This is a genomic window from Marinomonas balearica (assembly GCF_004362145.1).
Lineage (GTDB): Bacteria > Pseudomonadota > Gammaproteobacteria > Pseudomonadales > Marinomonadaceae > Marinomonas > Marinomonas balearica.
This window is the reverse complement of sequence record NZ_SNXC01000010.1, coordinates 157,067-180,424: the sequence shown is the minus strand read 5'-3', so window position 1 is coordinate 180,424 and position 23,358 is coordinate 157,067. Positions and strand designations below refer to the sequence as shown.

Genomic DNA, 23,358 nt, shown 5'->3' with positions numbered 1-23,358 from the left:
GGAATCAATATGAGTGAAGAAACCTTATCTACAGAAAATACAAGCGCCATTGATACGGTAGCGGAAGACTCCAAGGCAAAAGTGAGCCCAAATTACGCAGAGATCGTCTATAACGGCATTTGGAAAAATAACCCAGCCTTGGTGCAACTTTTAGGTTTATGCCCTTTGCTTGCCGTTACAAGCACTGTCGTCAACGCGATTGGTCTAGGTCTTGCAACAATGGTTGTGCTAATAGGCTCTAACATTGCCGTTTCGCTTATTAGGAACTACGTCGCTGACGCGGTTCGATTACCGGCCTTTGTTATGATCATTGCGTCTTTTACAACGTGTATTGAGTTGATCATGCAAGCGTATACCTATGAGCTCTACCAAATTTTGGGTATTTTCATCCCTCTCATAGTGACGAACTGTGCCATTTTGGGTCGTGCTGACGCCTTTGCAAGTCGTAACCCTGTCTTACCTTCCGCACTAGATGGTTTTATGATGGGCTTGGGCTTTATGATCATTCTATCGGTTCTTGGCGGAATGCGTGAGCTTATAGGCCAAGGAACACTCTTCAGCGACATGCAACTTCTCTTTGGCGAAAGTGCCTTGAACTGGAAACTGACCGTATTTTCGAACTACCCTGATGTATTATTTGCTATTTTGCCACCCGGCGCATTCATTGGATTAGGCTTACTTATCGCACTAAAAAACCATTTTGATGAACGTGAAAAAGAACGCGACCGTGCCCGTAAAGCTGGTCAGAAAACAGAATCTCGCCGCGTTCGCGTAACTGGATAAAATGAGCGCTTGTAGGTTATGAATAAGACAAAACGACACGAGATATTTACACGTCTACGCGAAGAAAATCCGAACCCTGTGACCGAGTTAGAGTACAGTTCTGCGTTCGAACTGCTGATCGCAGTGCTGCTTTCAGCACAAGCCACTGACGTAAGTGTTAATAAAGCAACACGCAATTTATTCCCGGTTGCCAATACTCCTGAAACAATGTTCGCGTTAGGAGTTGATGGCTTAAAAAACTACATCAAAACCATTGGTCTGTTTAATGCAAAAGCTGAAAATGCGATCAAAACATGTCAGATTCTAATAGAGAAACACAATAGCGAAGTACCAAAAACACGCGAGGAACTAGAAGCTCTACCGGGTGTTGGTCGAAAGACAGCAAACGTAGTACTAAATACCGCTTTTCGTCAAATCGCTATGGCGGTTGACACTCACATTTTTCGTATCTCGAACAGAACAAAAATAGCGCCAGGAAAGAATGTTCTTGAGGTTGAACAGAAATTATTAAAATTTGTTCCAAAAGAGTTTTTATTAGATGCCCATCATTGGCTTATTTTACATGGGCGTTATATATGTACCGCACGCAAACCTAAATGCGATGCCTGCATCATCGAGGACTTGTGTGAATTTAAGGAAAAAACGTCTACTTAATGGAGAGGGTGCTGCTTGTCGTTGAAGATGACTAGCATGACTGAACCGTACGAGGATTCGTTTTTACGCACTCAAAGGGCAAAAGCCCCTTGAGTATGAAAGCCTATGTGCTTAAGCTGCTTTCTTCAGTGCTTTTTTCAACTTAGCAATTTTTGATTTTTGCTTTGCTACTTTCTCTTTACGCACTTTGATTTCTTTTTTAAGAGATTTAGCTTCTTTTGATACAGATTTCACTTCTTTCTTAGCCATTCGGGGCTCCTTATTATTTTTTGTACTGTCATTTTTCGACGATTCTATCGTAGGAGAAAAAGTCGAAAATTAAAACTCCACCCCACAAATTGTCATCAAATATTCATAAAACCATCATAAAAATTAAGCCTGCAAGAACAAAGGCGCATTAAGAGGCTTGCGAGCAGTGTTTGAGGCAGTAAGCAAAAGCACTAAAGCGAGAACCTTCTGCTTACTATTTAGAAATTAGTTACGTAGAAATTAATTACGTGGGAATCAGCTCAAGTCTTGAGCTTTCTGTTTTTGTGATTCATCCAGAATCCACTGCTTAAAAATTTCTGCACCTGGACTAAGATATTGATGAGTTGGATAGGTTAAGAAAAAGGCTTCCGATGTCTCAAGCCTTGTTTCGAATGGTGCAACAAGTGCTCCGTTTTCAATCATATCTTTTACGACGGATGTACGGCCTAAAGCAAAGCCCTGCCCTAGTTTTGCCATTTCTAACGCGGAGATCAAGGTATCAAATTGAATCCCCTTACCATTGTCGGAGTAATCTGTGCTCGTTTGGTTTAGCCAGTATCCCCATCCCTCTTTGTAACCAAGTACGTGCAATAACGTATGATTAGAAAGAGCCTCTTCTAAAGTTACCTGAGAACAATCACCTAAAAGTGCAGGACTGCACACAGGAAACAGCTCATCCCAAGTTAAACGCTCAGCTTTTACGTCGGGCCACACTCCCTGACCGTAACGAATACCTAAATCAGTGTCTTTTTGTTTTTCCTCTTGCCAAATATTGCTTGTGAAGCGAATTTTCACATCCGGATGTTGCTCATAAAATAACGGCAATTTTGGTGCTAACCAAGTCGTAAAAAAGACTAAGCTAACTCTGATTGTAACTTGTCGGCTCTGACCTTGCCCAAATAATTCATCGGTGACAGCCGTAAGCCTTTCTATAGAATCATGGATGGCTGGCATATAAGCCAAACCCGCATCGGTTAATGCTAGCCCTCGTGGCAACCGTTTAAAAAGAGTTGTGCCAAGTTGCGACTCTAGACTTTTGACCTGCTGACTAATCGCAGCTTGTGTAAGATTGAGTTCATTAGCGGCTTGGGTGAAATTGAGGTGGCGTGCAGAAGCTTCAAAGGAGCGTAGCCAGTTAAGCGGTGGCAATCTTTTCTTCATGTTTGTAATCTCAACATATATTTCAATGTTTGCTATTAAATGGCGTGTCAAAACTTCATATTTCAGTAAACATAAGCTGAAATTGAACTTAATAGACTTTTTATGACCATGTACTACATATATTTATTTTTATAATTTTTTGACGATTATAATTATATTTATAATTTACAGTTCACATAAAATAAAACCATAACCCTTAATAAGGGCTATGGTTTTCAAAGGTTAACATTTTTGCTGTCCTTAGCTAAACTCTTTTACTTCATAGTAGGCATTGAGAACTCAACACCTTCACGAATACCAGCAGAAGGCCAACGCTGAGTCACAGTTTTACGTTTAGTGTAGAAACGAACAGCATCAGGACCGTAAGCATGAAGATCACCAAACAATGAACGCTTCCACCCACCAAAGCTATGGTAAGCAACAGGTACAGGTAAAGGTACGTTGATACCAACCATACCCACTTGGATATTGTCAGAGAAGTAACGAGCAGCTTCACCGTCACGTGTAAAGATACAAGTACCGTTACCGTATTCGTGAGCATCGATAAGATCCATTGCTTCTTGCATCGTTTGAACACGAACAACTTGAAGAACAGGACCAAAGATCTCTTCTTTGTAACTTGTCATATCAGTGTTTACATTGTCGATCAATGTTGCACCAACAAAGAAACCATCTTCATAGCCTTCAACTTTCGCATTACGCCCATCAACAACAATGGTTGAACCTTGCTGCTCAGCGCTGTCGATGTAACCAATAACTTTTTCTTGGTGAGCCTTAGTGATTACAGGTCCAAAGTCATTGTTTGCATCAGAATAAGGACCAACGTTTAGGCCTTGCATAGCCGCTTGCATCTTCTCAATTAAAGCGTCACCTGCTGCATCGCCAACTGTAACAGCGACAGATAGAGCCATACAACGTTCGCCGGATGAACCAAATGCAGCACCTACTAATTGGTTAACAGCGTTATCCATATCCGCATCAGGCATTACGATAGCGTGGTTTTTCGCACCACCTAGAGCTTGGCAACGCTTACCATTAGCATTAGCTGTCGTGTAAATGTATTCAGCGATAGGCGTTGAACCAACAAAGCTAACCCCTTTGATACGATCATCATTTAACAATGTATCAACTGCTTCTTTATCACCATTAACAACGTTCATAACGCCGTCAGGTAGGCCTGCTTCTTTCAATAGTTGAGCGATGAAAAGCGTTGAGCTTGGATCACGCTCAGACGGCTTAAGAATGAAACAGTTACCGCATACCAATGCCATAGGGAACATCCACAGTGGCACCATTGCTGGGAAGTTAAATGGAGTAATACCGGCAACAACACCTAGAGGTTGGAACTCACTCCAAGAATCAATGTTAGGACCAACATTTTTGCTGTGTTCGCCTTTTAGCAACTCTGGAGCGCCACATGCGTACTCAACGTTTTCAATACCACGTTGCAACTCACCCGCAGCGTCATGGCTGATTTTACCGTGTTCTTCACCAATCATTTTACAGATAGTGTCAGCGTGCTCTTCTAGCAACGCTTTAAACTTGAACATGATACGAGCACGTTTGATTGGTGGAGTATTTCGCCACGCTGGGTAAGCCGCTTGAGCTACAGTGATAGCTTCTTCAACCGTTTTTTTAGAAGCAAGGTCTACCTGCTTAGTTACCGCGCCTGTTGACGGATTGTACACATCCTGTTGACGAGTTCCTTCAATGAAAATTTCGCCGTTAATAAGTTGTCCAACTGTGCTCATTTCGTTTTCCTCAGATCAGAATTCAAGGAGATGATAGGTTTATATCACTCGTTTTCTTGTTTTATATTTAAAGTGTTTGGCGATATAACACATCTAAAAAGTGTGTTTCATATCGCCATTTTATAATTTATGCCCAAAGCTCTTTGTATAACTCAATAACTTCCTCAGCACTTGGAACACGAGGATTGTTATTAGGCGAACCTGATGCTAAAGCTTGCTCTGCCATCGTATCTAAAAGAGACATGAAGTGTTCTTTATCGATACCAAACTCTTCAGGAGTTGGAACCTTCAGCTCTTCATTTAACGCTTTTAGCTCAGCAACTAACTTAGCATTTGCAGCTTCGTCACTGTCTTGTTGAGACGCCACACCCATCGCTCGCGCACAATCAGCATAACGCTCAGATGCCGCAGGAATTGAATACTCGGTAACAGCAGGCAAAAGCATGGCATTGGATAAACCATGAGGAACATGGAATGCAGCACCAATAGGACGGCTCATACCGTGTACCAAAGCAACAGATGCATTTGAAAATGCGATTCCCGCAAGCGTAGAACCTAACATCATCGCTTCGCGAGCTTCTTTATCTGCTCCATCATGGTAAACACGACGTAAATTCGGAGCGATAAGACGCATCGCTTCAAGGGCTTGCGTATCGCTGTATAGACTTGCTTTTTTACTTACGTACGCTTCCATCGCGTGCGTTAGCGCGTCAATACCTGTATCTGCAGTCGTTCTCGCCGGCACAGATAGCGTTAGACTAAAGTCAACTAGCGCAGCAATTGGCATGAAGCCAACGCCCATACAAAGCATCTTTTCATCTGTCGTTTCGTCAGTAATGATGGTTACTTTTGTAACTTCAGAGCCAGTACCTGCAGTCGTCGGGATTGCGACAATTGGCAAACCAGATTCTGTTACAACACGCGGAAACTTATAGTCGCGCATTTCACCACCGAATTTACCCAAAATACTGATAGCTTTAGCACTGTCAATTGGGCTACCGCCTCCCAATGCGATGATACTGTCGTAATCACCTTCTGAGATTTTTGTCACTCCTGCTTGAATAGAAGCAACAGTTGGTTCAGGTACAGTGTCATCAAATATATCAGCCTGCATACCTTGTTCGGCAAGCACTGCTTGGACATTTGCGGCGTAGCCTAGCTGCACCATCATTTTGTCAGTAATTATAAGAGGACGACGGCAACCAAGGCTTGCGAGAATTGTTGGAGTGGCATGACTTGCATTTTCGCCGACCTGTAACATACGCGGAAGAATGATTTGAGTAGACATACTTTATTCCTAGCATTAAGCGTTTCTAATAGCTGATAGAGCGTGTTTTAAAAATATGTAAGCGGCTTAAATTATAATGTTGTTAAGCCGCTCTCATATTAAACGGTTACTGAGCGTTCTCAGTGAGTGGTGTTAGATCTTCGGTTGATTGACCTTTCACTTCTTCTCGTAATGATTTAACCAGTCCGTAGGCTGCCATCAAAACGATAAAAGAAAATGGTAATGCAGCCACAATCGAAGCAGTTTGCAATGCTTTTAAGCCACCTGCGTATAGAAGTACTGCAGCAACTGCACCAATAGCAGCACCCCAGAATACTCGGAATTTTGCCGGTGGGTGCTCGTTACCAAAGGACACTATAGTACAGATAACCAGCGTTGCGGAGTCAGCAGAAGTAACAAAATAAGTCACAAGCATAATGGTACATAGGGCAGAAATCCCCATTGTAACAAGATCACCTGCATTCATACTTTCAATGGTTGTAAACAAAGCCATTGTCGTATCTGCATTGACTGCTTCTGTAATGCCGCCAACACCAAACAGTTCAACAAACATCGCAGTGTTACCGAAAATGGAGATCCAGAAAGCGGCAAGTGCAGTTGGAGCAATCAGTACACCGAATACGAATTCACGGATGGTACGACCTTTAGAAATACGTGCGATGAAAATACCACAGAAAGGAGCCCAAGCAATCCACCAGCCCCAGTAGAAGATAGTCCACCAACCTTGCCATTGACCTTTAGGATCAGGATCAACCCAAAAACCTAATTCCACAACATGGAATAAATAGTCGCCAACATTAGTAAAGAACGCACCTAGAATATAAACCGTTGGGCCAAAGATAATGAATAAACCCAAGATTATGAGGGTTAAATGCATATTCCATTCACTTAAGATCTTAATACCTTTGTTCAAACCCGTTAGAACTGAGCCTGTAGCAATAACAGAAAGAATAGCGATTAGAATAATTTGGTTAGATGTAGATATTTCAAATCCAAAAAGATAAGAAAGCCCAGCATTCATTTGCTGTGCACCAAGACCTAGAGATGTTGCAATACCAAATACAGTACCGAACACAGCTAGCAAATCAGCAGCATGACCAATTGGTCCGTAAATACGGTCTCCAAAAATTGGGTACAAACTTGAACGAATAGAAAGAGGTAAACCTTTTCTGTAAGAGAAGTAAGCCAATGCTAGACCGATAACAGCAAATAGACCCCAGCCATGCAATCCCCAATGGAAGATAGCTATACGCATCGCGACTTGAGCAGCTTCTACTGTACCCGCTTGACCTTCACCAATAAATGGGTTGCTTTGAAAGTGGTAGATTGGTTCAGCGATACTCCAGAAAAGAATGCCGATACCAATACCCGCACTAAATAGCATAGAGAACCATGCATAATTACTGAACTCTGGGCGGTCAGTGTCTTTTCCTAATCTGATATTTCCGTATCGGCTAAAACTAATCCAGACAGCAAACATCAAGAAAAAGCTAATTAGGCCAATGTAATACCAATCTAAACTTGAAGATATGTAACCATTTGCAGCGTTGTAAACCGAATTCGCAAATGTGGGGTTGATTACAGTAAACAATACAAAAGCAACCATCAGCACTGCTGAGCCAACTGCTAATATAGGGTGTGTGCCAGCAAACAGCCCTGTCTTTGGCAAAGTATAAGACTTGTCATTCATCGGATTCATCGGGTTAACCTCATAGTTTCATTATAATTATCTGTTTCTATGTCAATTAAACCTACCGGTCGTGACCGCTCCATAAGTATGGAACTGAGCTTGATTTTATTATTCATGCAGTCATTCTCGCTATTATTTTTATTGTGTTCATTAGAAACACCTTAGATGTCTAAAAAAGTGACACTTTTAAACGGAAGGTAATTCTACTTATTGTTGTTGCAGAAATCATTGTTATGAATCTATCCCGAACTGAGAAGCAATAAAAAATCTATCTAAGACCCCTTAATTTTTATGGGTCATTTTTCACTCATATTTATCTCAAATTAGATATAAAAAAAATCGTGCCTCAGACCATTTTTATTTTGCTGGTTCGTTTTTAAATTCACTCCTAAGATGCAGCCTTCGATACTACGTTGAGTAAATATATAAATACCAACGATATCGCACAAAACCTAAAAGCAGCCGGTTCACCGGTATAAAAATAAATAATTTCAGCCAACTAATCGTTTATGTATGAGCTGAAGTTAGGTTGATTAGGACTTGAAGCGTTATGAATACAAAAAATCAATTACCTCTAGCTGGCGTTCGTGTTGTAGATTTTGGACAACAGATTGCGGCACCTGCCGTAGCGATGGTTTTAGCTGATCTAGGTGCAACCGTTGTACATATAGATCCACCTAATGGGCCAACTTGGCAACATCCCGCTAACGCTGTTTTAAATCGCAATAAATCGTCTTTAAGCTTAGATTTGAAAACTTCATCAGGCTTAAATCAGGCATTAGAGCTAATCTCTAATGCTGACATTGTGATAGAGGGTTTCCGTCCTGGCGAAATGCAAAAGCTGGGGATTGATTTCACTAAGCTGCGTCAACAACGTCCTGAATTGATTACTCTTTCTATGCCTGGGTTTGCAAGCAATGACGTGTTACGTCGCGATTGGAAAGCGACAGAAGCTATCGTTACAGCAACCTGTGGTGCCTTTACAGACATGGGGTTCAACCGTGTATTGATGGGCGTTAACCCTAGTTTCTCTCCTCTTCCATTGGGGTCCTCATACGCAATTACGTTGGCAACAAGCTCTGTTGCACTTGCTTTATTTGAACGAGAAAAAAGTGGCCGTGGCGATGAAATTGAAGTGCCGATTGCAGCCGCTCTCATGGAAGGACTGTCTTACAATTCCTATGTGGTTGATCAGATTCCTGAGCGCTATAAAACAATGCGTGAGCTCGAAATTGAGCACCGCAGAGAAAATAACATTGAAATGGACCTAAGTTACGATGAACTTCAAGAGTACTTAGACCCTTTCTTTCGCACTTATACGTGTGCCGACGGCCGCATGTTCTATTGCGTTTGCCCTTCTCACCGCAACCATGCAAAACGCGCACTTAAAGTTCTCGGTATTTATGATGAATTGGTTGCCGAAGGTCTGCCTGATGTTAAGGATCTACACGCTCCTATCAGCGAATGGGACGGCGAAACGTCTATTGGCGTTTACCCTCTACCGAAAAAATGGGCCGATATAATTTCCAAAAAGATGAAAAAGGCCTTTTTACAAAAAACCTCTGAAGAATGGGGTGTTATTTTTGGTGAAGGCCAAATTCCAGGAGCTCCGCACCGTACAACTCAAGAATGGGTAAACAGTGAATACAGCAAAGAGTCAGGACTGTTTGTCGAAGTAGAAGACAAAGAATTCGGCAAAATGATGCAGCCTGGCCCGATTGTTTGGTTTGAAAATGAAGCCGACGCAATGTTAACACCGAATTCTCGTGAAGATGTTGACTTCGAGACAGCACTTAATCGCCTTCAGCAAGCGATTGAATTTGACAGATCTCCACGACCTGTAGGTCAAGAAATACATAAAGCAAGCGGTGACGGCTGGTTAAAAGGCGTTAAAGTTCTAGATTTAACTAACGTTATTGCCGGCCCTCACTCCACAGCGTTTTTAGCGCGTTTCGGTGCAGAAATTACGAAACTGGACCCTGTAACACCGCTATATGACCCATTGATTGGAATTTTATACACATTCCAAACAGGCGTCGGCAAAGAAAGCGCTTTGGTTAATATCATGACGGAAGAAGGCCGTGAAGTACTAGAACGCCTTATAAAAGAAGCGGATATTGTTGTTATCAATGCCCCAGAGCGTCAAATAAAACCTCTTGGGCTAGACCAAGAAACAATAAGTGCCATAAACCCAGAGGCTCTTTTCTGCCGTCTTGATTGTTTCGGTGCCCCTCGCAACGGCAGCAAAACAAACTACATCGGTTACGATGATATTATTCAAGCTAACAGCGGGATTATGAGTCGATTCGGCAAACCAGAAACGCCTGAAGAACATGCCCACATAGGCACGCTTGATGTAAACTGTGGTTTCGCTGGCGGTTTAGGTATGGCTATTGCTCTATACCAAAAACGCAAAACAGGGAAAATCAGCCGTGTTAGAACCTCGCTAGCAGCAGTAACTAACATTGCCCAGATTCCTTTTGCCTTTGATTATGAAGGTTGTGCTCCTTTTAATGAAGCATCAGGTCGTGAAGCTCTAGGTAACAACGAACTATCACACTTCTATCACACGAAGAGCGGTTGGATATTCCTAGATTCAAATGAAGGAGAGCTTGCTACACTTGCGACAGTTAAAGGCCTTGAAGGAATTCAAGAATGTCAGGATTTAGGCGAGTTCTTACGCGAAAGTTTTGCCAAAGAGCCTTCTGAATATTGGTTAAAAGCATTCATTGAAGTAGACGTTGCCTGCGCAGAACCAATTTCTATTGAATATTTACGTGAACACAATAGCCGTGTAGCAGATCAAACAGCCGGCATAGATCGAGGAAGCTTTTCATTCTCTATCTACCCTGATCATCCAAGCGGCCACTGCATTACACAAATTGATCCCTACTCGATCCGCCCGTCTGAAGCATCGATTAGCGCTGTAACACCTGCGGAAAAATTCGGTAATTCAACCGAGACTGTTTTGAGCGGCCTAGGCTACAGCAATAGTGAAATTGATTTGATGCTAGAGAAGAAAATTGCAGCGAAAGGTTGGAGTAACGAATTCCTACCAAGCTAAACAATTGATTTTAAGTTAAAAAAAGCCAAGCTAGCCAAACCGGTTTGCTTGGCTTTTTATTTTATAAGCCGAAACCTAACAACCGATTCATCTTGTCTAACTAAGATAAACACTTGAGCTTCCCTATATTTCACCACCTTTATTAGACACAGCACATCACAGCACTAGCTTCAAAACCTACCCCATAAAGTTAATAAAATATTTAACCAAGTTTAAATAAAAGCGAATTTACTAACCTTTAAAGAATCTCCATTCTGTCTTTATTAACACTGACTATTTAATAACGAGAGCGCCATGAGCCATATTTCTAAATCTAGACTGACACAGAAGCAATTAGACGCGCATTGGATGGCCTACTCTGGGAACCGGCAGTTCAAACAAGATCCACGCTTAATCGAATCAGCCAAAGGACACTACTATACAGATATAGATGGTCGTAAAATTTTCGATGGTTTATCCGGACTTTGGACATGCGGCCTTGGGCATAACGTCCCTCAAATAAACGAAGCCATCACAAAACAAGTCAACACGCTTGATTACTCGCCCGCTTTTCAGTTTGGTCACGAAAAATCCTTTCTACTCGCAGAAAAAATTACTGAATTTATGCCGAGCGAATTAAATCGAATATTTTTTACTGGTTCTGGCTCTGAATCGGTAGACACTGCACTAAAAGTTGCGCGTGCGTACTGGCGAAAAAAAGGTAAAGGCACAAAAACTAAGTTTATTGGCCGCGCCAAAGGCTACCACGGTGCAGGAATTTCTGGATTTAGCGTAGGAGGCATTGCTGCCAATCGCACGTTATACGGTCAAGGGTTAGAATCTTACCACCTCCCTCACACACAAACGCCCGGCACAGAGTTTTCTAAAGGGATGCCTGAAATGGGCGCTGAGCGTGCCGAGGCTTTACTTGATCTAATCACAATGCATGACGCATCCAATATTGCAGCCGTCATCGTCGAACCTATGTCAGGCTCTGCGGGCGTCATTATTCCACCAAAAGGCTATCTAGATCGCCTCAGAGAAATTTGTGATCAGCATGACATCCTATTGATTTTCGATGAAGTCATTACCGCTTTTGGACGTATGGGAGCTCGCACCGGCTCTGAAGCATTTGGCGTAACACCCGACATTATTACCATGGCCAAACAAGTAACAAACGGTATAGTTCCTATGGGTGCGGTTGCATTTAAACAAGAGATCTACGATACGTTTATGGAGACAGCCGGTGCGGAACACATGCTCGAACTTCCTCATGGTTATACCTACTCTGCGCACCCGCTTGCATGTGCTGCTGGATTAGCCACTCTAGACATAATCCAAAAAGAGCAACTCGCGGATCGTGTTAAAGAAATAAGTGGAAACTGGGAATACGCCGTTCACTCATTACGCGATGCAGATTCAATGATTACAGACATACGTAATTACGGTTTTGCAGCTGGTTTATCAATCGCAGCGAACGAAGGCGATGCCTCAAAACGACCATTCCAAATCGCAATGTCAATGTGGGATAAGGGCTACTATGTACGTTACGGAGGCGACACTATCCAGTTAGCACCTCCTTTCACTGTTGAGCAACCTGAAATAGATAGCCTAATCAACGCGCTAGCAGACACACTGAAAGAAATAAATTAGCACACAGATCAAGACTCACCAAAAAAGGCTCCGATGGAGCCTTTTTTGGTTGAAGAATACAAAGAATGGGGCGATAATCCACACAAAATATAGGTGATTTTTTGTAATTTTTTGCGTGACTTAGTTTAGAAATAGGCACTAATTGTGAACATAAAAAGCGCTCCATATGTACGATGTTTTTGGGCTGGAAAAATGTTCCTGACCAACGGGCACACTACAAACATTCATTGTACCCACATCTCTCCCACTCAGGTTGAAATCGAATCTCCAATCGCCCTCGAAGGGAGCCGGAAGGTTAAACTTGAACTTAATGCTATGCATGAAGGGAAACTAGCCCACTTAAAAGCTATTTGCGACCCCATTTCAGTCGTTTTAAACGAGCACGACTTGCACTACATTAAGTTAAACTTTCATAACATCAACCCAAAAGACCTCGATTTCATTGAAGAGTTTGTACAAGACCACCAATAATTCTGCGTCTTACTCTGACCGTCTAAATCTAGTCGCCTAAATAATAAAAGGCCCAGAAAATCTGAGCCTTTTATTATTGATTATCGCTAATCTTATCTCTAAAAAAGAAAGAGTGATTGGATCAATTACGACACCATCGTTTCTTCATAAAGTTTCAATAGACGCTCTTCATCTACTTCCATACACACTTGGGTAGACGGCACGCCATCCCAATGAGGCTCAGGGTAGGATAACCCCTCAGGAGCAAAAATTGTTTGGCCTAACGCGATGCCTTCACATGCGACCCTAATTGGACCTCGCTCTACAGTAAAGATACTTGGATCCATCAAATACGCAATTGTAGAAGCATCATGAAAATAGCATCCCTCAATTGGGAAACGATCACTGTAAAATTTAATGTAATGTTGAGCACAGTCGTATAGAAAGCCACCTTGATCCGGCTTTTCTTCTTTAATTCGCCCTAATATAGCGTTACCCAATACAACTTGGTGCGTTACATCAAGACCAATCATTGTCACCTGCCAAGGCGCAGTGAATACTTTATCTGCGGCATGAGGGTCATTGATGATATTTGCTTCAGCAACAGGAGAAACATTACCAAATTCATGAGCGGCGCCTCCCATCAAAACAACCTCATCAACGAGGTTCGCAATCTCAGGATCGAGCTCAAGGGCTTTGGCTAAATTCCCCAAAGGCGCTAATGCCACAATCGTCACCTCTCCAGGGAACTGACGAACCTGCTCTACGATAAATTCAGCAGCGGACTGCTCTATCGCTTTACCTTTCGGAGAAGGCCAATTGATGTTACCAAAACCGTCTGTTCCATGAACAAAATCTGGATGAGGACGAGGTGCAATCACACTTGGTACAGCAACACCTTCAGCAACAGGCACATCAACACCAGCAATCTCTGCCAGACGCAAGGCATTTTCAGTTGCTAGCGTAACAGGGACGTTACCAAATACGGTTGTCAAACCGAGCACATCAAGCTCTTGAGCTTGGAAAGCAAAGAAGATTGCCATTGCATCATCAATACCAGGATCTGTATCTATGATAATTTTACGAGTCATGATCGACTTCCTTATAATTAATTAATGCTGATGTGACAAAAACACTGCCACTTCATCTGAATTTGGAATTGAAGCGAGTGCGCCGATACGAGTTACACAAATTGCGGACGCCGCACACCCTTGTTTAATGGATTCTTCTATTGAAAGGCCACTAAACATGGCAGACATGGTAAACCCTATAAAAGTGTCACCCGCCGCTGTCGTATCCTGAGCTTCCACAGTGAACGCAGGAACATATAAATCTGTACCCTCTTCAAAATAACGCACACCGTCACTGCCAAGCGTCATCAGCACTGCTAGATTTGGAAACTGCTTAGGCATTGCTTCTACTGCTTCATTTACAGAATCGACTGCAACCAAATCCATTGCTTCCACTTCATTGACTATTAATAAATCAATACTGTCTAGCAAAGGCTTCGTAATACTTACATCCATTGGTGCAGGATTGTATGCAACTTTTAATGACTTACTTTTAGCTTGTTTTGCAATATACGGTACTAGGTTTGTTTCATTTTGAAGCAATACCCAATCACCTTCCGCAGCTTGATCCAAAACACCGTCGATCTGCTCTTCGGTTAAGCAGTGATTGGCTCCCTGATACAGAATAATTGAGTTTTCAGCGTTTTTATTAATTTGAATAATTGCATGCCCTGTTGGCATATCAATCTGCGCCACCAGCTCTATATTTACACCAACATCTTTCAGCTGCTTCAATATCAGTTTATCGACAGAGTGCACCGCACCTACATGCCTTACATCCGCACCCGCTTTTGCAAGTGCAGCAGACTGATTAGCGCCCTTTCCGCCAAGCAAACATTGATAGCTTTCAGATGCCATTGTTTCACCAGGCCTAACAAAATGATCTACCTGATAAACGTGATCAAGATTAATGGAGCCGAAATTATAAATTGTCATCTCATTGTTCCTATCCGTGCTACCCAAACCATTCTCGCAGATTAGCCATGACAATCACCCTACTGATAACCTAGTTATGCCAACCAATGATCGTTTACGTCAAGATAGCTTTATTCTTATCCATCGCAAATAGCTTGATATAAAAGCACGTTTTATTAGATATTTAAACCCACGAACTGTCCGATCGGTCAATTAATTTATGCTTAATACTTAAACAAAAAACGCCCTGCATAATAGCAGAGCGTTTTGATAGATATCCCACCGTTAGTATAAAACTAAACGATCAAGAATCTTTTATTTTTCGTCATCACGATCTAGGAAAGTTCGACCTTTCTGTGCAGCGATACGCATACGCAGAGCATTAAGCTTAATGAAACCTGCAGCGTCTTTTTGATCGTACGCACCTGCATCATCTTCAAAAGTCGCTACGGCACTATCGAATAAGCTGTATGGAGATTTACGACCCACAACTTCGATATTACCTTTGTACAACTTAAGACGTACCGTACCCGACACAAACTCTTGAGACGTGTCGATAAGAGCCTGAAGCATACGACGCTCTTCTGACCACCAGAAACCGTTGTAAATCACTTTTGCATAACGAGGCATAATTTCATCTTTAAGATGCATCGCCTCACGATCAAGAGTAATAGACTCCATAGCACGATGCGCGCGAAGCATGATTGTGCCTCCAGGCGTTTCATAACAACCACGAGCTTTCATACCAACAAAACGGTTCTCTACGATGTCGATACGACCAATACCGTTCTCGCCACCCACTTTATTAAGTGTTTCAAGGATCGTCGCAGGTGACATTTGCTCACCATTAATCGCTACAGGGTTACCGTGATCGTATTCGATTTCGATGTACGTTGGTACATCTGGCGCTTGCTCAGGAGAAACTGACCAACGCCACATATCTTCTTCTGATTCAATCCACGGATCTTCAAGCTGATCACCTTCGAATGAAATATGAAGAAGGTTAGCATCCATGGAATAAGGAGATTTCTTTTTCTTAGTAGAGAAATCAACTGGGATATTGTGATCTTCACAGTACTTCATCAACGTTTCGCGGGACGTCAAATCCCACTCACGCCAAGGAGAAATAACTTTAACACCCGGCTTAAGTGCATAGGCACCCAACTCAAAGCGAACCTGGTCGTTTCCTTTACCTGTCGCTCCATGAGCAATTGCGTCTGCACCCGTTTCATTAGCAATTTCGATAAGGCGTTTTGCAATCAACGGGCGAGCGATAGATGTACCTAGTAGGTATTCGCCTTCGTAGATTGTGTTCGCACGAAACATAGGAAAGACAAAATCACGAACAAACTCTTCACGCAAATCTTCAATGTAGATTTCTTGAACACCTAACGCTTGAGCTTTCGCGCGAGCAGGCTCTACTTCTTCTCCCTGACCTAGGTCAGCAGTAAAGGTTACTACTTCACACTGATACTCTTCTTGAAGCCACTTCACAATTACGGAAGTGTCCAGGCCGCCAGAGTAGGCTAGCACTACCTTCTTCACGTCAGACATTCTCTATATTCTCCTCAGATGAGATTGCGCTCGATATCAAAAAATGACACCGGATTGAATTTAATTTTAAGGGGTCGGTAGTTTAAGTCTTAGCGGGGGTATTCGCAAGCACACTAGCTGAATATAACCGCAAAAAAACGTGTAATTTTATCATCTATTTGACAGCTTTCTTCAGCAGTGGGCAATAAACCCTCAATCCAATAATGTGAGTCAGAAAGCGGCTAAATATGCACTTTTTGACTCACACTCCACCACTAGAGATTACTCCGCTAGAAATTCATCTGCTGCGCCAAGCGCTTGAGTTCCATAAATAACAGAAGGCCCACCACCCATCATGATCGCAACATTAATGACTTCAATCAGCTCATCTCTTGTACACCCTGCTCTTAGCGCTGCTTTTACATGTGACGCGATGCAACCATCACATCTCGCCGCAATGCCGATACCTACCGCCATCATCTCTTTTACTTTCAATGGCACAACGCCATCCTGCATCGCCGCTTTATGCATTGCCATAAACCCATTAAGGATATCAGGCGACGAGACACGGTACTCTCGTGCCAATGTATTTTGCTCTTTATTAATTTCTTTATAGCTTTTCATTTCAACCACCCAACAAACATTAGAGAAACCTAATATAAAGGAGATTTGAAAACCAAAATCTGATCTATGACAAAAAAAGTACAATCAATAATGTTTAATAGAAAAGAGAGAAGCCATTCATACGCCTGATGAAGCAGCAACTTAAGGCTCCGAGTAAAAAAGCCAAACCGTTGGCTGAGCTTGTCGAAGCCTCCTCTACCCCCTTCGACAGGCTCAGGGAACAGGTTACGGGACGGGTTACGCCTTAAGAAACAAGCTAGGGCTCAATAGTAGGAAACGAGCTGAAATTTAAGACTTCGAGTAAAAAAAACCATACCGTTGGCTGAGCTTGTCGAAGCCCCCTCTACCCCCTTCGACAGGCTCAGGGAACAGGTTACGGCGCACGGGACGGGTTACGCCTCAAGGAACAAACTAGGGCTCAATAGTAGGAAACGAGCTGAAATTTAAGGCTCCGAGTAAAAAACCAAACCGTTGGCTGAGCTTGTCAAAGCCTCCTCTACCCCCTTCGACAGGCTCAGGGAACAGGTTACGGCTCACGGGGCGGGTTACGCCTCACGGGACGGGTTACGCCTCAAGGAACAAGCTAGGGCTCAATAGTAGGAAACGAGCTGAAATTTAAGGCTCCGAGTAAAAAAACCAAACCGTTGGCTGAGCTTGTCGAAGCCTCCTCTACCTCCATCGACAGGCTCAGGGAACAGATTACGGCTCACGGGACGGGTTACGGCCTCAAGTAACAAGCTAGGACTCAGTAGTAGGAAACGAGCTAAATTTTAAGGCTCCGAGTAAAAACAAACCGTTGGCTGAGCTTGTCGAAGCCTCCTCTACTCCCTTCGACAAGCTCAGGGAGCATATTCGCAAGCTACACTCTAGATACTATTTAGCAATAAGGTTCGTGCGCTTAGTGAACCGCGCCAGCACTTTATAAAGCTCATAAGCGTCTTTACTGCCAGCTGTTTCACGGATTGAGTGCATTCCAAAAGTGGGCAGCCCGATATCGAGTGTTGGCACACCAATTTCACCTGATGTAATTGGGCCTATCGTACTGCCGCAAGCCATGTCGCTGCGAACAACGAAAGTTTGTACATTACAGCCTTCCTGTGCGGCAATATCTTTGTAGATTGCAGCAGTTTCACTGTTCGTTGCATAGCGCTGATTGTTATTTACTTTAATAACAGCACCCTGATTGATGGTTGGAGCATGCAGTTTATCGTGCTTGCTGGCATAGTTAGGGTGCAATGCATGAGCATTATCCGCCGATATCAACATAGAATTCTGAATGGCTTGCACATAATGTTCTGGATTAGGCGACAATCTACGCAAGACATCTTCTAAAAACGGCCCATTCGCACCACAAGTTGATAAACTTCCAACTTCTTCATGATCCGTACAAATCAGCAAACTTGGGCGCTCGTCGTTCGATGCGATTAACGCTTCCATCCCCACAAAACAACTGAGCAAGTTATCAAGCCGCGCGGAACATAAGTATTCATCGTGCAAACCGACCAGTGCGGGAGGCTGAGCGTCGTACATTGACAGTTCGAAGTCTAAAATCAAATCTACATATATATCACTGTGCTCTTTTTCGAGCTGCCGCTGAATTACATGCTTGAGTTCGAATTCATTGGTGGCATCACACAGAATCGGCAGAATTTCCTCTTGTGCGTTAACGGCAAATCCGTCTGAGTTCACTCCACGATTCAAATGAATGGCAAGATTCGGAATGGTTGCGATGGCCTTTTTAAAATCAATCAATCGACTTTTTATGTCGCCTGTCACCGTTTTGAACGTCACTCGTCCAGCGATGGATAAATCGCGGTCGAGCCAAGTATGCAAAAGTACACCGCCATACACCTCTACACCAAGCTGATGATGTCCATGGCGGGTTACTTGCGCATTGGGCTTAAGTTTGAAGCAAGGACTGTCGGTATGTGCGCCGATCATTCGCCAGCCTGTATTGAAGAAGTCCAACGAAGGCGTCGTAAACGCGATGAGTGACGAACCATTACGCGACACAAAATATCGCCCCCCTTCTTCGATTACCCAGTTATGGTCTTCATGCAGTTCGACAAAGCCTGATGACAGTAAACGGTTTTTCATACTTTGCGTAGCGTGAAAGGGTGTCGGCGACGATTGTAAAAAATGAAGCAATGAAGAGTTGAAGTTTGATGATTCCATAATTTTCCGTAAAGACAATGCCTTATTAGATGACTTTTTTACGACTAGACTAGCCTTATTGGGGCAGGTCTAATATGATTTTAGTAACCTACACAATTAGACCAAGAGTATCTACCGCGGATGAACTATAAACGCCTGTTAGTAAGCCTATTTGTCGCTGGCGCGTCACTTACTCATAGCCTCGCAAACGCTTACACTGAACTTCAGCCGCCACATGACTACGACAGCGTAGCAAAAGAGCTAACTGAAATGCTCGAAGCGGTGCACTATAACAAACCTACAATCGATGATCGAATTTCTGCAAGTGCATTTGATTTGTACTTAGACTCTCTCGATCCGATCAAAAGCTTTTTTTTACAAAGCGATATCGATACGCTCTCCAAACACCGTTTAGAACTTGACGATGCATTACGCAACGGCGATACACAAATAGCATACGACATTTATAATCTTTATATACACAGAGTAGAAGACCGCTTAAACAAGCTCTTAAAAGTGCTACCAGACATGGTGGATAACTTCGACTATACAAAAAAAGAGAGTTTAAACGTCGACTTCGATAATGTTCAATGGTCTAAAACTTCAGAAGAGCTCGACGAGTATTGGCGAAAACGCATAAAAAACCGAGCATTAACGCTTAAATTAAATAACACTTCAGAAGACGAAATCGCCTCCGTTATTGAAAAGCGCTATCGCAATCAATTAAAACGAATTGAACAATCCGAACCAGTGGACGTCTTTCAAACCTTTGCCAACTCCATTACAGCAGCACTGGATCCTCACACGACCTATTTTGCCCCAAGAGCATCAGAAACGTTTAACATTAATATGAGTCTTTCTTTGGAAGGCATTGGCGCAGTACTCCAATATGACGATGATTATACAAAAGTTGTCCGTCTTATTCCGGGTGGTCCTGCGGAGAAACAAAACGAATTAGCTCCCAATGATCGTATTCTCGCTGTCGGCCAAGACGGCAAAGCAATGGTCGACGTTGTCGGAATGCGGCTTGATGACGTTGTAGACATGATACGTGGTGAGCGTGGCACAAAAGTTTACCTTGAAATTCAGCCAGCGAAAGGTGATGGACAAACCACCAAGACCATCAACATTACACGCGAAAAAGTAAAACTTGAAGATCAGGCAGCAGCCAAAAAAATCATTAATGTTGAGCGCGGTGGTCAAACTTATAAAGTAGGTGTTGTTGAATTACCCACTTTTTACTCTGATTTCGCAGCAATTCAAGCAGGCGATAAAAACTACAAGAGTTCGACCCGCGATACGAAAAAAATCATAGAAGAGTTACGACAAGAAGACGTCATCGCAATTGTGCTCGACTTGCGCAATAACGGCGGAGGCTCGTTACAAGAAGCGAACTCCCTAGCAGGTTTATTCATCCCTCATGGACCGACCGTTCAAATTAAAGACACCAGTGGACGAGTAACCGTCATGGGTGATCGTGACCCTAGCGTAACTTACAGTGGACCGCTAGGCGTATTGGTTAACCGCATGAGTGCATCCGCATCAGAAATTGTTGCAGCCGCTTTGCAAGATTATGGCCGCGCGCTCATTCTTGGCGGAAAAACCTTTGGCAAAGGAACGGTTCAGGTACTTCAAGAAATGGACAAAGGCCAGCTCAAGGTTACTCAAGCTAAATTTTATCGTGTGTCGGGAGAAAGCACTCAACATAAAGGCGTTCATCCTGATGTCGAATTCCCCTCATTATTGGATGAAAAAAGTGTGGGTGAAAGTGCATTAGAAAACCCTCTACCATGGGACAAAATCCACGAGACTCGTTACCCAATATACTGGAAAATGGGCGATTACCTTCCCGTTCTAAAACCTCGCCATGAACAACGGATGAAAGAAGAACCTAACTTTGTTGCGATGGTGGATCAAATTAACGATGTACGCGAGCAAACTTCTTCTTTTAAGAGTATCTCACTCAACGAAGAGGAACGCTTAACTCGACGCAAAGAAGGCCAAGAAAAAACAATCGCAAGAGAAAACACTCGTCGTAAAGCGCTTGGGCTCGAACCCATTACTAGCGAAGATGAAATAGAATCTACTGAAGACGACCCATACGCAAAAGAAGCGGCGGAAGTAATGCTAGATTTCATTGCAGCAAACCAACTTAAATCAAAACAGTAACGTCGCTCGCTATATCTGTGAAATAAAAGGCCAAGTCGTAATTTATAGACTTGGCCTTTTGCATTATCGATAAAACTGTCGATTTTTGTTGCGACTCAGAATATCCCATATATCATATCGCCCTATTCAAAATCCGACTTGATTAAGGTTTATACACAGCAATGGCCAAAGCCTCTTCCGACCGAAATACGATTGACCTGTTTGGACAGACACGTGGCAGACCGAAAACACATCCGTTAAGCCGTAAAGACCAGCTAAAACTGAACAAACGCTTACAACGAGAAAAAGATAAGGCTGCGGGGTTTAAAAGGCTCGAAATTGTTTTAGACGACGAAACAATCCAAAAGCTTGATGCGTTATGCGACTTAAACGAATTAAAACGTGCTGAGTGGTTAACTATGCAAGTTGCTTTAGCTTATTCAAAGTCTAAATTTAAAAAAGAAATCCCTTCATCTGAGAAGAAGCAAAAAGTAACGAAAAAATAGAACATTTCTATTACCTAATTCTACTTCCTGTAAATATGTGTACGTTATGAGATAAAGACATGGCAAAACTCTATTACTACTACTCTGCAATGAATGCAGGCAAATCAACAGCATTGCTTCAATCCGCTCATAACTACCGTGAAAGAGGAATGAAAGTACAACTGTTTACGGCTGCCATTGATGATCGATATGTGTCTGGCACCATAAGTTCACGAATTGGAATATCTGCAGAAGCGACAACGTTTAACAGCAATACAGATATGTACACATTGATCCGTGAAGAACACAAAAACAGCACATTAGGCTGTATTTTGATCGATGAGTCGCAATTTTTAACAAAAGATCAAGTAGAGCAACTTTGCGATGTTGTCGATGAGCTAGACATTCCAGTATTGGCTTTCGGTATTCGAACAGACTTCCAAGGCGAACTGTTTGAAGGAAGCCAAGCATTGCTAGCATGGGCTGATAAATTAATAGAATTGAAAACGGTTTGTCATTGTGGAAGCAAAGCCACCATGGTCGTTAGATTGGACATCAATGGCGTTCCAGTAAAAGAAGGTGCACAGGTAGAAATCGGCGGAAACGACCGTTATTTATCCGTTTGCAGAAAACACTTTAGAGAGGCGGTAAGAGGATAAATTATGTGGTTTAAAAACGTACAGATCTTTCATTTAAAAGATACCGAAAGCCTCGATACAAACGAGCTGGTCAGCAAGATTCCTGAATTCCCATTAAAAGAATGCGGATCACAAGAAGAACACTCGTTTGGTTGGATGCCACTCATCAGAAACAGCGAGCAGTGGACACTGGCAAGCGATCGATGCCTACTTTTCAGAGCAGGAAAAGAAGAGAAAGTGCTGCCTGCGGCCGTTGTACGTGAAGAGCTTGAAGCCAAAGTCTCAGAGATTGAGCTCGTGGAAGGCCGTAAAGTCGGCCGTAAAGAAAAGCAAGACCTTAAAGACGAGCTAGTCTTTACGCTTCGCCCAAGAGCATTCTCTAAACGCTCAGATATTTGGGGATACATCGACCTGAAAGCAAAAATACTCGTCTTGAACAGCACCAACGCAGGAATGACCGAACTGCTGTTTAAGCACTTGCAGACGACTCTCGGCAGCTTCCCTATGACTCCGCTACAAGCTCAAGTTTCACCCACGTCAATTATGACCGACTGGCTCATAAAGAATGATGTCCCTGCAAGCCTAGAAACGGGCGACGAGTGTGAAATACAAGACAGCTCAGAAGATAAAGCAAAAATCCGCTTCAAATCATTGGAGCCACTTTCCGAAGATGTAACGCAACACCTTCAGCAAGGTATGTCTGTTAAAAACTTGGCATTAAAATGGACTGATAAAGTATCGTTTGTTCTTCATGACGATTTAACGCTACGAAAAGTAAAATTTGACGACACATTAAAAGACGCAGCATTTAATGATTCACAGGGCGGAGGTTTAGCTGATATGGACGCAAACTTCGCTCTAATGTCACTAACGTTACGCGAACTATTCGAATCACTTTCACAGTGGTTTGAAATTTCATCAGACAACGAATAAGGGCGACAAAAAACAATCCACATGTTACGTTTTCCACAGATTTCGTGGATAAGCTTGGGGAGAACGTTTGCCACACCAGACATGGCAAACGTTTTGTGTAAATTCACCTATATCGTGAGTTATTCTCAATCTAGAA

General features: G+C 42.8%; 19 protein-coding genes. 9 read left to right on the top strand and 10 right to left on the bottom strand.

The genetic code is table 11. The annotated features are described in order from the left end of the window. Positions 1 to 9: 9 nt before the first annotated feature. Both DFP79_RS06005 and nth read left to right on the top strand, forming a co-directional pair. Positions 10 to 783 carry an electron transport complex subunit E gene (locus DFP79_RS06005; RefSeq protein ID WP_243730212.1) on the top strand — a complete coding sequence of 258 codons (774 nt, stop codon included), beginning with the start codon at positions 10 to 12 and terminating at the stop codon, positions 781 to 783. An 18-nt stretch (positions 784 to 801) separates the two neighbouring features. Beyond that, positions 802 to 1,437, top strand: a complete 636-nt coding sequence (gene nth, locus DFP79_RS06000; RefSeq protein ID WP_133503031.1) for an endonuclease III — start codon at positions 802 to 804, stop codon at positions 1,435 to 1,437. A gap of 111 nt (positions 1,438 to 1,548) precedes the next feature. On the opposite strand, the gene DFP79_RS17880 is transcribed toward nth, so the two are convergent. The 5 genes from DFP79_RS17880 to DFP79_RS05980 all read right to left on the bottom strand — a co-directional run bounded on the left by DFP79_RS17880 (position 1,549) and on the right by DFP79_RS05980 (position 7,585). After that, the gene (locus DFP79_RS17880; protein ID WP_166637655.1) at positions 1,549 to 1,686 is read right to left on the bottom strand and encodes a hypothetical protein; all 138 of its coding nucleotides are present in this window, start codon (positions 1,684 to 1,686) and stop codon (positions 1,549 to 1,551) included. A gap of 255 nt (positions 1,687 to 1,941) precedes the next feature. Beyond that, complete coding sequence (locus DFP79_RS05995) at positions 1,942 to 2,847, bottom strand: LysR substrate-binding domain-containing protein (protein WP_133503030.1); 906 nt, start codon at positions 2,845 to 2,847, stop codon at positions 1,942 to 1,944. A 254-nt stretch (positions 2,848 to 3,101) separates the two neighbouring features. Next, positions 3,102 to 4,598, bottom strand: a complete 1,497-nt coding sequence (locus DFP79_RS05990) for a CoA-acylating methylmalonate-semialdehyde dehydrogenase (RefSeq protein WP_013661497.1) — start codon at positions 4,596 to 4,598, stop codon at positions 3,102 to 3,104. A gap of 127 nt (positions 4,599 to 4,725) precedes the next feature. Further along, complete coding sequence (locus tag DFP79_RS05985; RefSeq protein ID WP_133503029.1) at positions 4,726 to 5,886, bottom strand: iron-containing alcohol dehydrogenase; 1,161 nt, start codon at positions 5,884 to 5,886, stop codon at positions 4,726 to 4,728. A gap of 106 nt (positions 5,887 to 5,992) precedes the next feature. Then, on the bottom strand, positions 5,993 to 7,585 hold the full coding sequence (locus tag DFP79_RS05980) for a BCCT family transporter (protein ID WP_424960642.1): 1,593 nt from the start codon (positions 7,583 to 7,585) through the stop codon (positions 5,993 to 5,995). A gap of 541 nt (positions 7,586 to 8,126) precedes the next feature. Here DFP79_RS05980 and DFP79_RS05975 point away from each other — a divergent pair. From DFP79_RS05975 to DFP79_RS05965, 3 genes are all read left to right on the top strand, one after another. Beyond that, a complete protein-coding gene (locus tag DFP79_RS05975) occupies positions 8,127 to 10,640 on the top strand; it encodes a CoA transferase (protein ID WP_133503028.1) in 2,514 nt (837 codons plus the stop codon). Between the two features lie 294 nt (positions 10,641 to 10,934). Further along, positions 10,935 to 12,272 carry an omega-aminotransferase AptA gene (aptA, locus tag DFP79_RS05970; protein WP_133503027.1) on the top strand — a complete coding sequence of 446 codons (1,338 nt, stop codon included), beginning with the start codon at positions 10,935 to 10,937 and terminating at the stop codon, positions 12,270 to 12,272. Between the two features lie 192 nt (positions 12,273 to 12,464). Continuing rightward, positions 12,465 to 12,743 carry a hypothetical protein gene (locus tag DFP79_RS05965; RefSeq protein ID WP_243730211.1) on the top strand — a complete coding sequence of 93 codons (279 nt, stop codon included), beginning with the start codon at positions 12,465 to 12,467 and terminating at the stop codon, positions 12,741 to 12,743. Positions 12,744 to 12,868: 125 nt separating this feature from the next. On the opposite strand, the gene DFP79_RS05960 is transcribed toward DFP79_RS05965, so the two are convergent. The 5 genes from DFP79_RS05960 to DFP79_RS05940 all read right to left on the bottom strand — a co-directional run bounded on the left by DFP79_RS05960 (position 12,869) and on the right by DFP79_RS05940 (position 19,039). Then, entirely contained in the window at positions 12,869 to 13,813 is a 945-nt protein-coding gene (locus DFP79_RS05960; protein ID WP_133503026.1) for a nucleoside hydrolase, read from the bottom strand. A gap of 21 nt (positions 13,814 to 13,834) precedes the next feature. After that, positions 13,835 to 14,728, bottom strand: a complete 894-nt coding sequence (locus DFP79_RS05955; RefSeq protein WP_133503025.1) for a ribokinase — start codon at positions 14,726 to 14,728, stop codon at positions 13,835 to 13,837. 294 nt (positions 14,729 to 15,022) lie between these two features. Continuing rightward, a complete protein-coding gene (locus DFP79_RS05950; protein WP_133503024.1) occupies positions 15,023 to 16,261 on the bottom strand; it encodes an argininosuccinate synthase in 1,239 nt (412 codons plus the stop codon). A gap of 261 nt (positions 16,262 to 16,522) precedes the next feature. After that, positions 16,523 to 16,864 (bottom strand): carboxymuconolactone decarboxylase family protein, encoded by a 342-nt coding sequence (locus DFP79_RS05945; protein WP_133503023.1) that lies wholly within the window; start codon positions 16,862 to 16,864, stop codon positions 16,523 to 16,525. A gap of 873 nt (positions 16,865 to 17,737) precedes the next feature. Beyond that, positions 17,738 to 19,039: a M18 family aminopeptidase gene (locus DFP79_RS05940; RefSeq protein ID WP_133503022.1), complete on the bottom strand. Its 1,302-nt coding sequence runs from the start codon at positions 19,037 to 19,039 to the stop codon at positions 17,738 to 17,740. A gap of 120 nt (positions 19,040 to 19,159) precedes the next feature. Here DFP79_RS05940 and DFP79_RS05935 point away from each other — a divergent pair, with 120 nt between their 5' ends. From DFP79_RS05935 to DFP79_RS05920, 4 genes are all read left to right on the top strand, one after another. Further along, positions 19,160 to 21,187: a carboxy terminal-processing peptidase gene (locus DFP79_RS05935; RefSeq protein WP_133503021.1), complete on the top strand. Its 2,028-nt coding sequence runs from the start codon at positions 19,160 to 19,162 to the stop codon at positions 21,185 to 21,187. Positions 21,188 to 21,348: 161 nt separating this feature from the next. Next, positions 21,349 to 21,672 (top strand): LexA regulated protein, encoded by a 324-nt coding sequence (gene ybfE, locus DFP79_RS05930; protein ID WP_133503020.1) that lies wholly within the window; start codon positions 21,349 to 21,351, stop codon positions 21,670 to 21,672. A 59-nt stretch (positions 21,673 to 21,731) separates the two neighbouring features. Further along, positions 21,732 to 22,310: a thymidine kinase gene (locus DFP79_RS05925; protein ID WP_133503019.1), complete on the top strand. Its 579-nt coding sequence runs from the start codon at positions 21,732 to 21,734 to the stop codon at positions 22,308 to 22,310. A 3-nt stretch (positions 22,311 to 22,313) separates the two neighbouring features. After that, on the top strand, positions 22,314 to 23,222 hold the full coding sequence (locus tag DFP79_RS05920; RefSeq protein ID WP_133503018.1) for a recombination-associated protein RdgC: 909 nt from the start codon (positions 22,314 to 22,316) through the stop codon (positions 23,220 to 23,222). Positions 23,223 to 23,358: the final 136 nt, after the last annotated feature.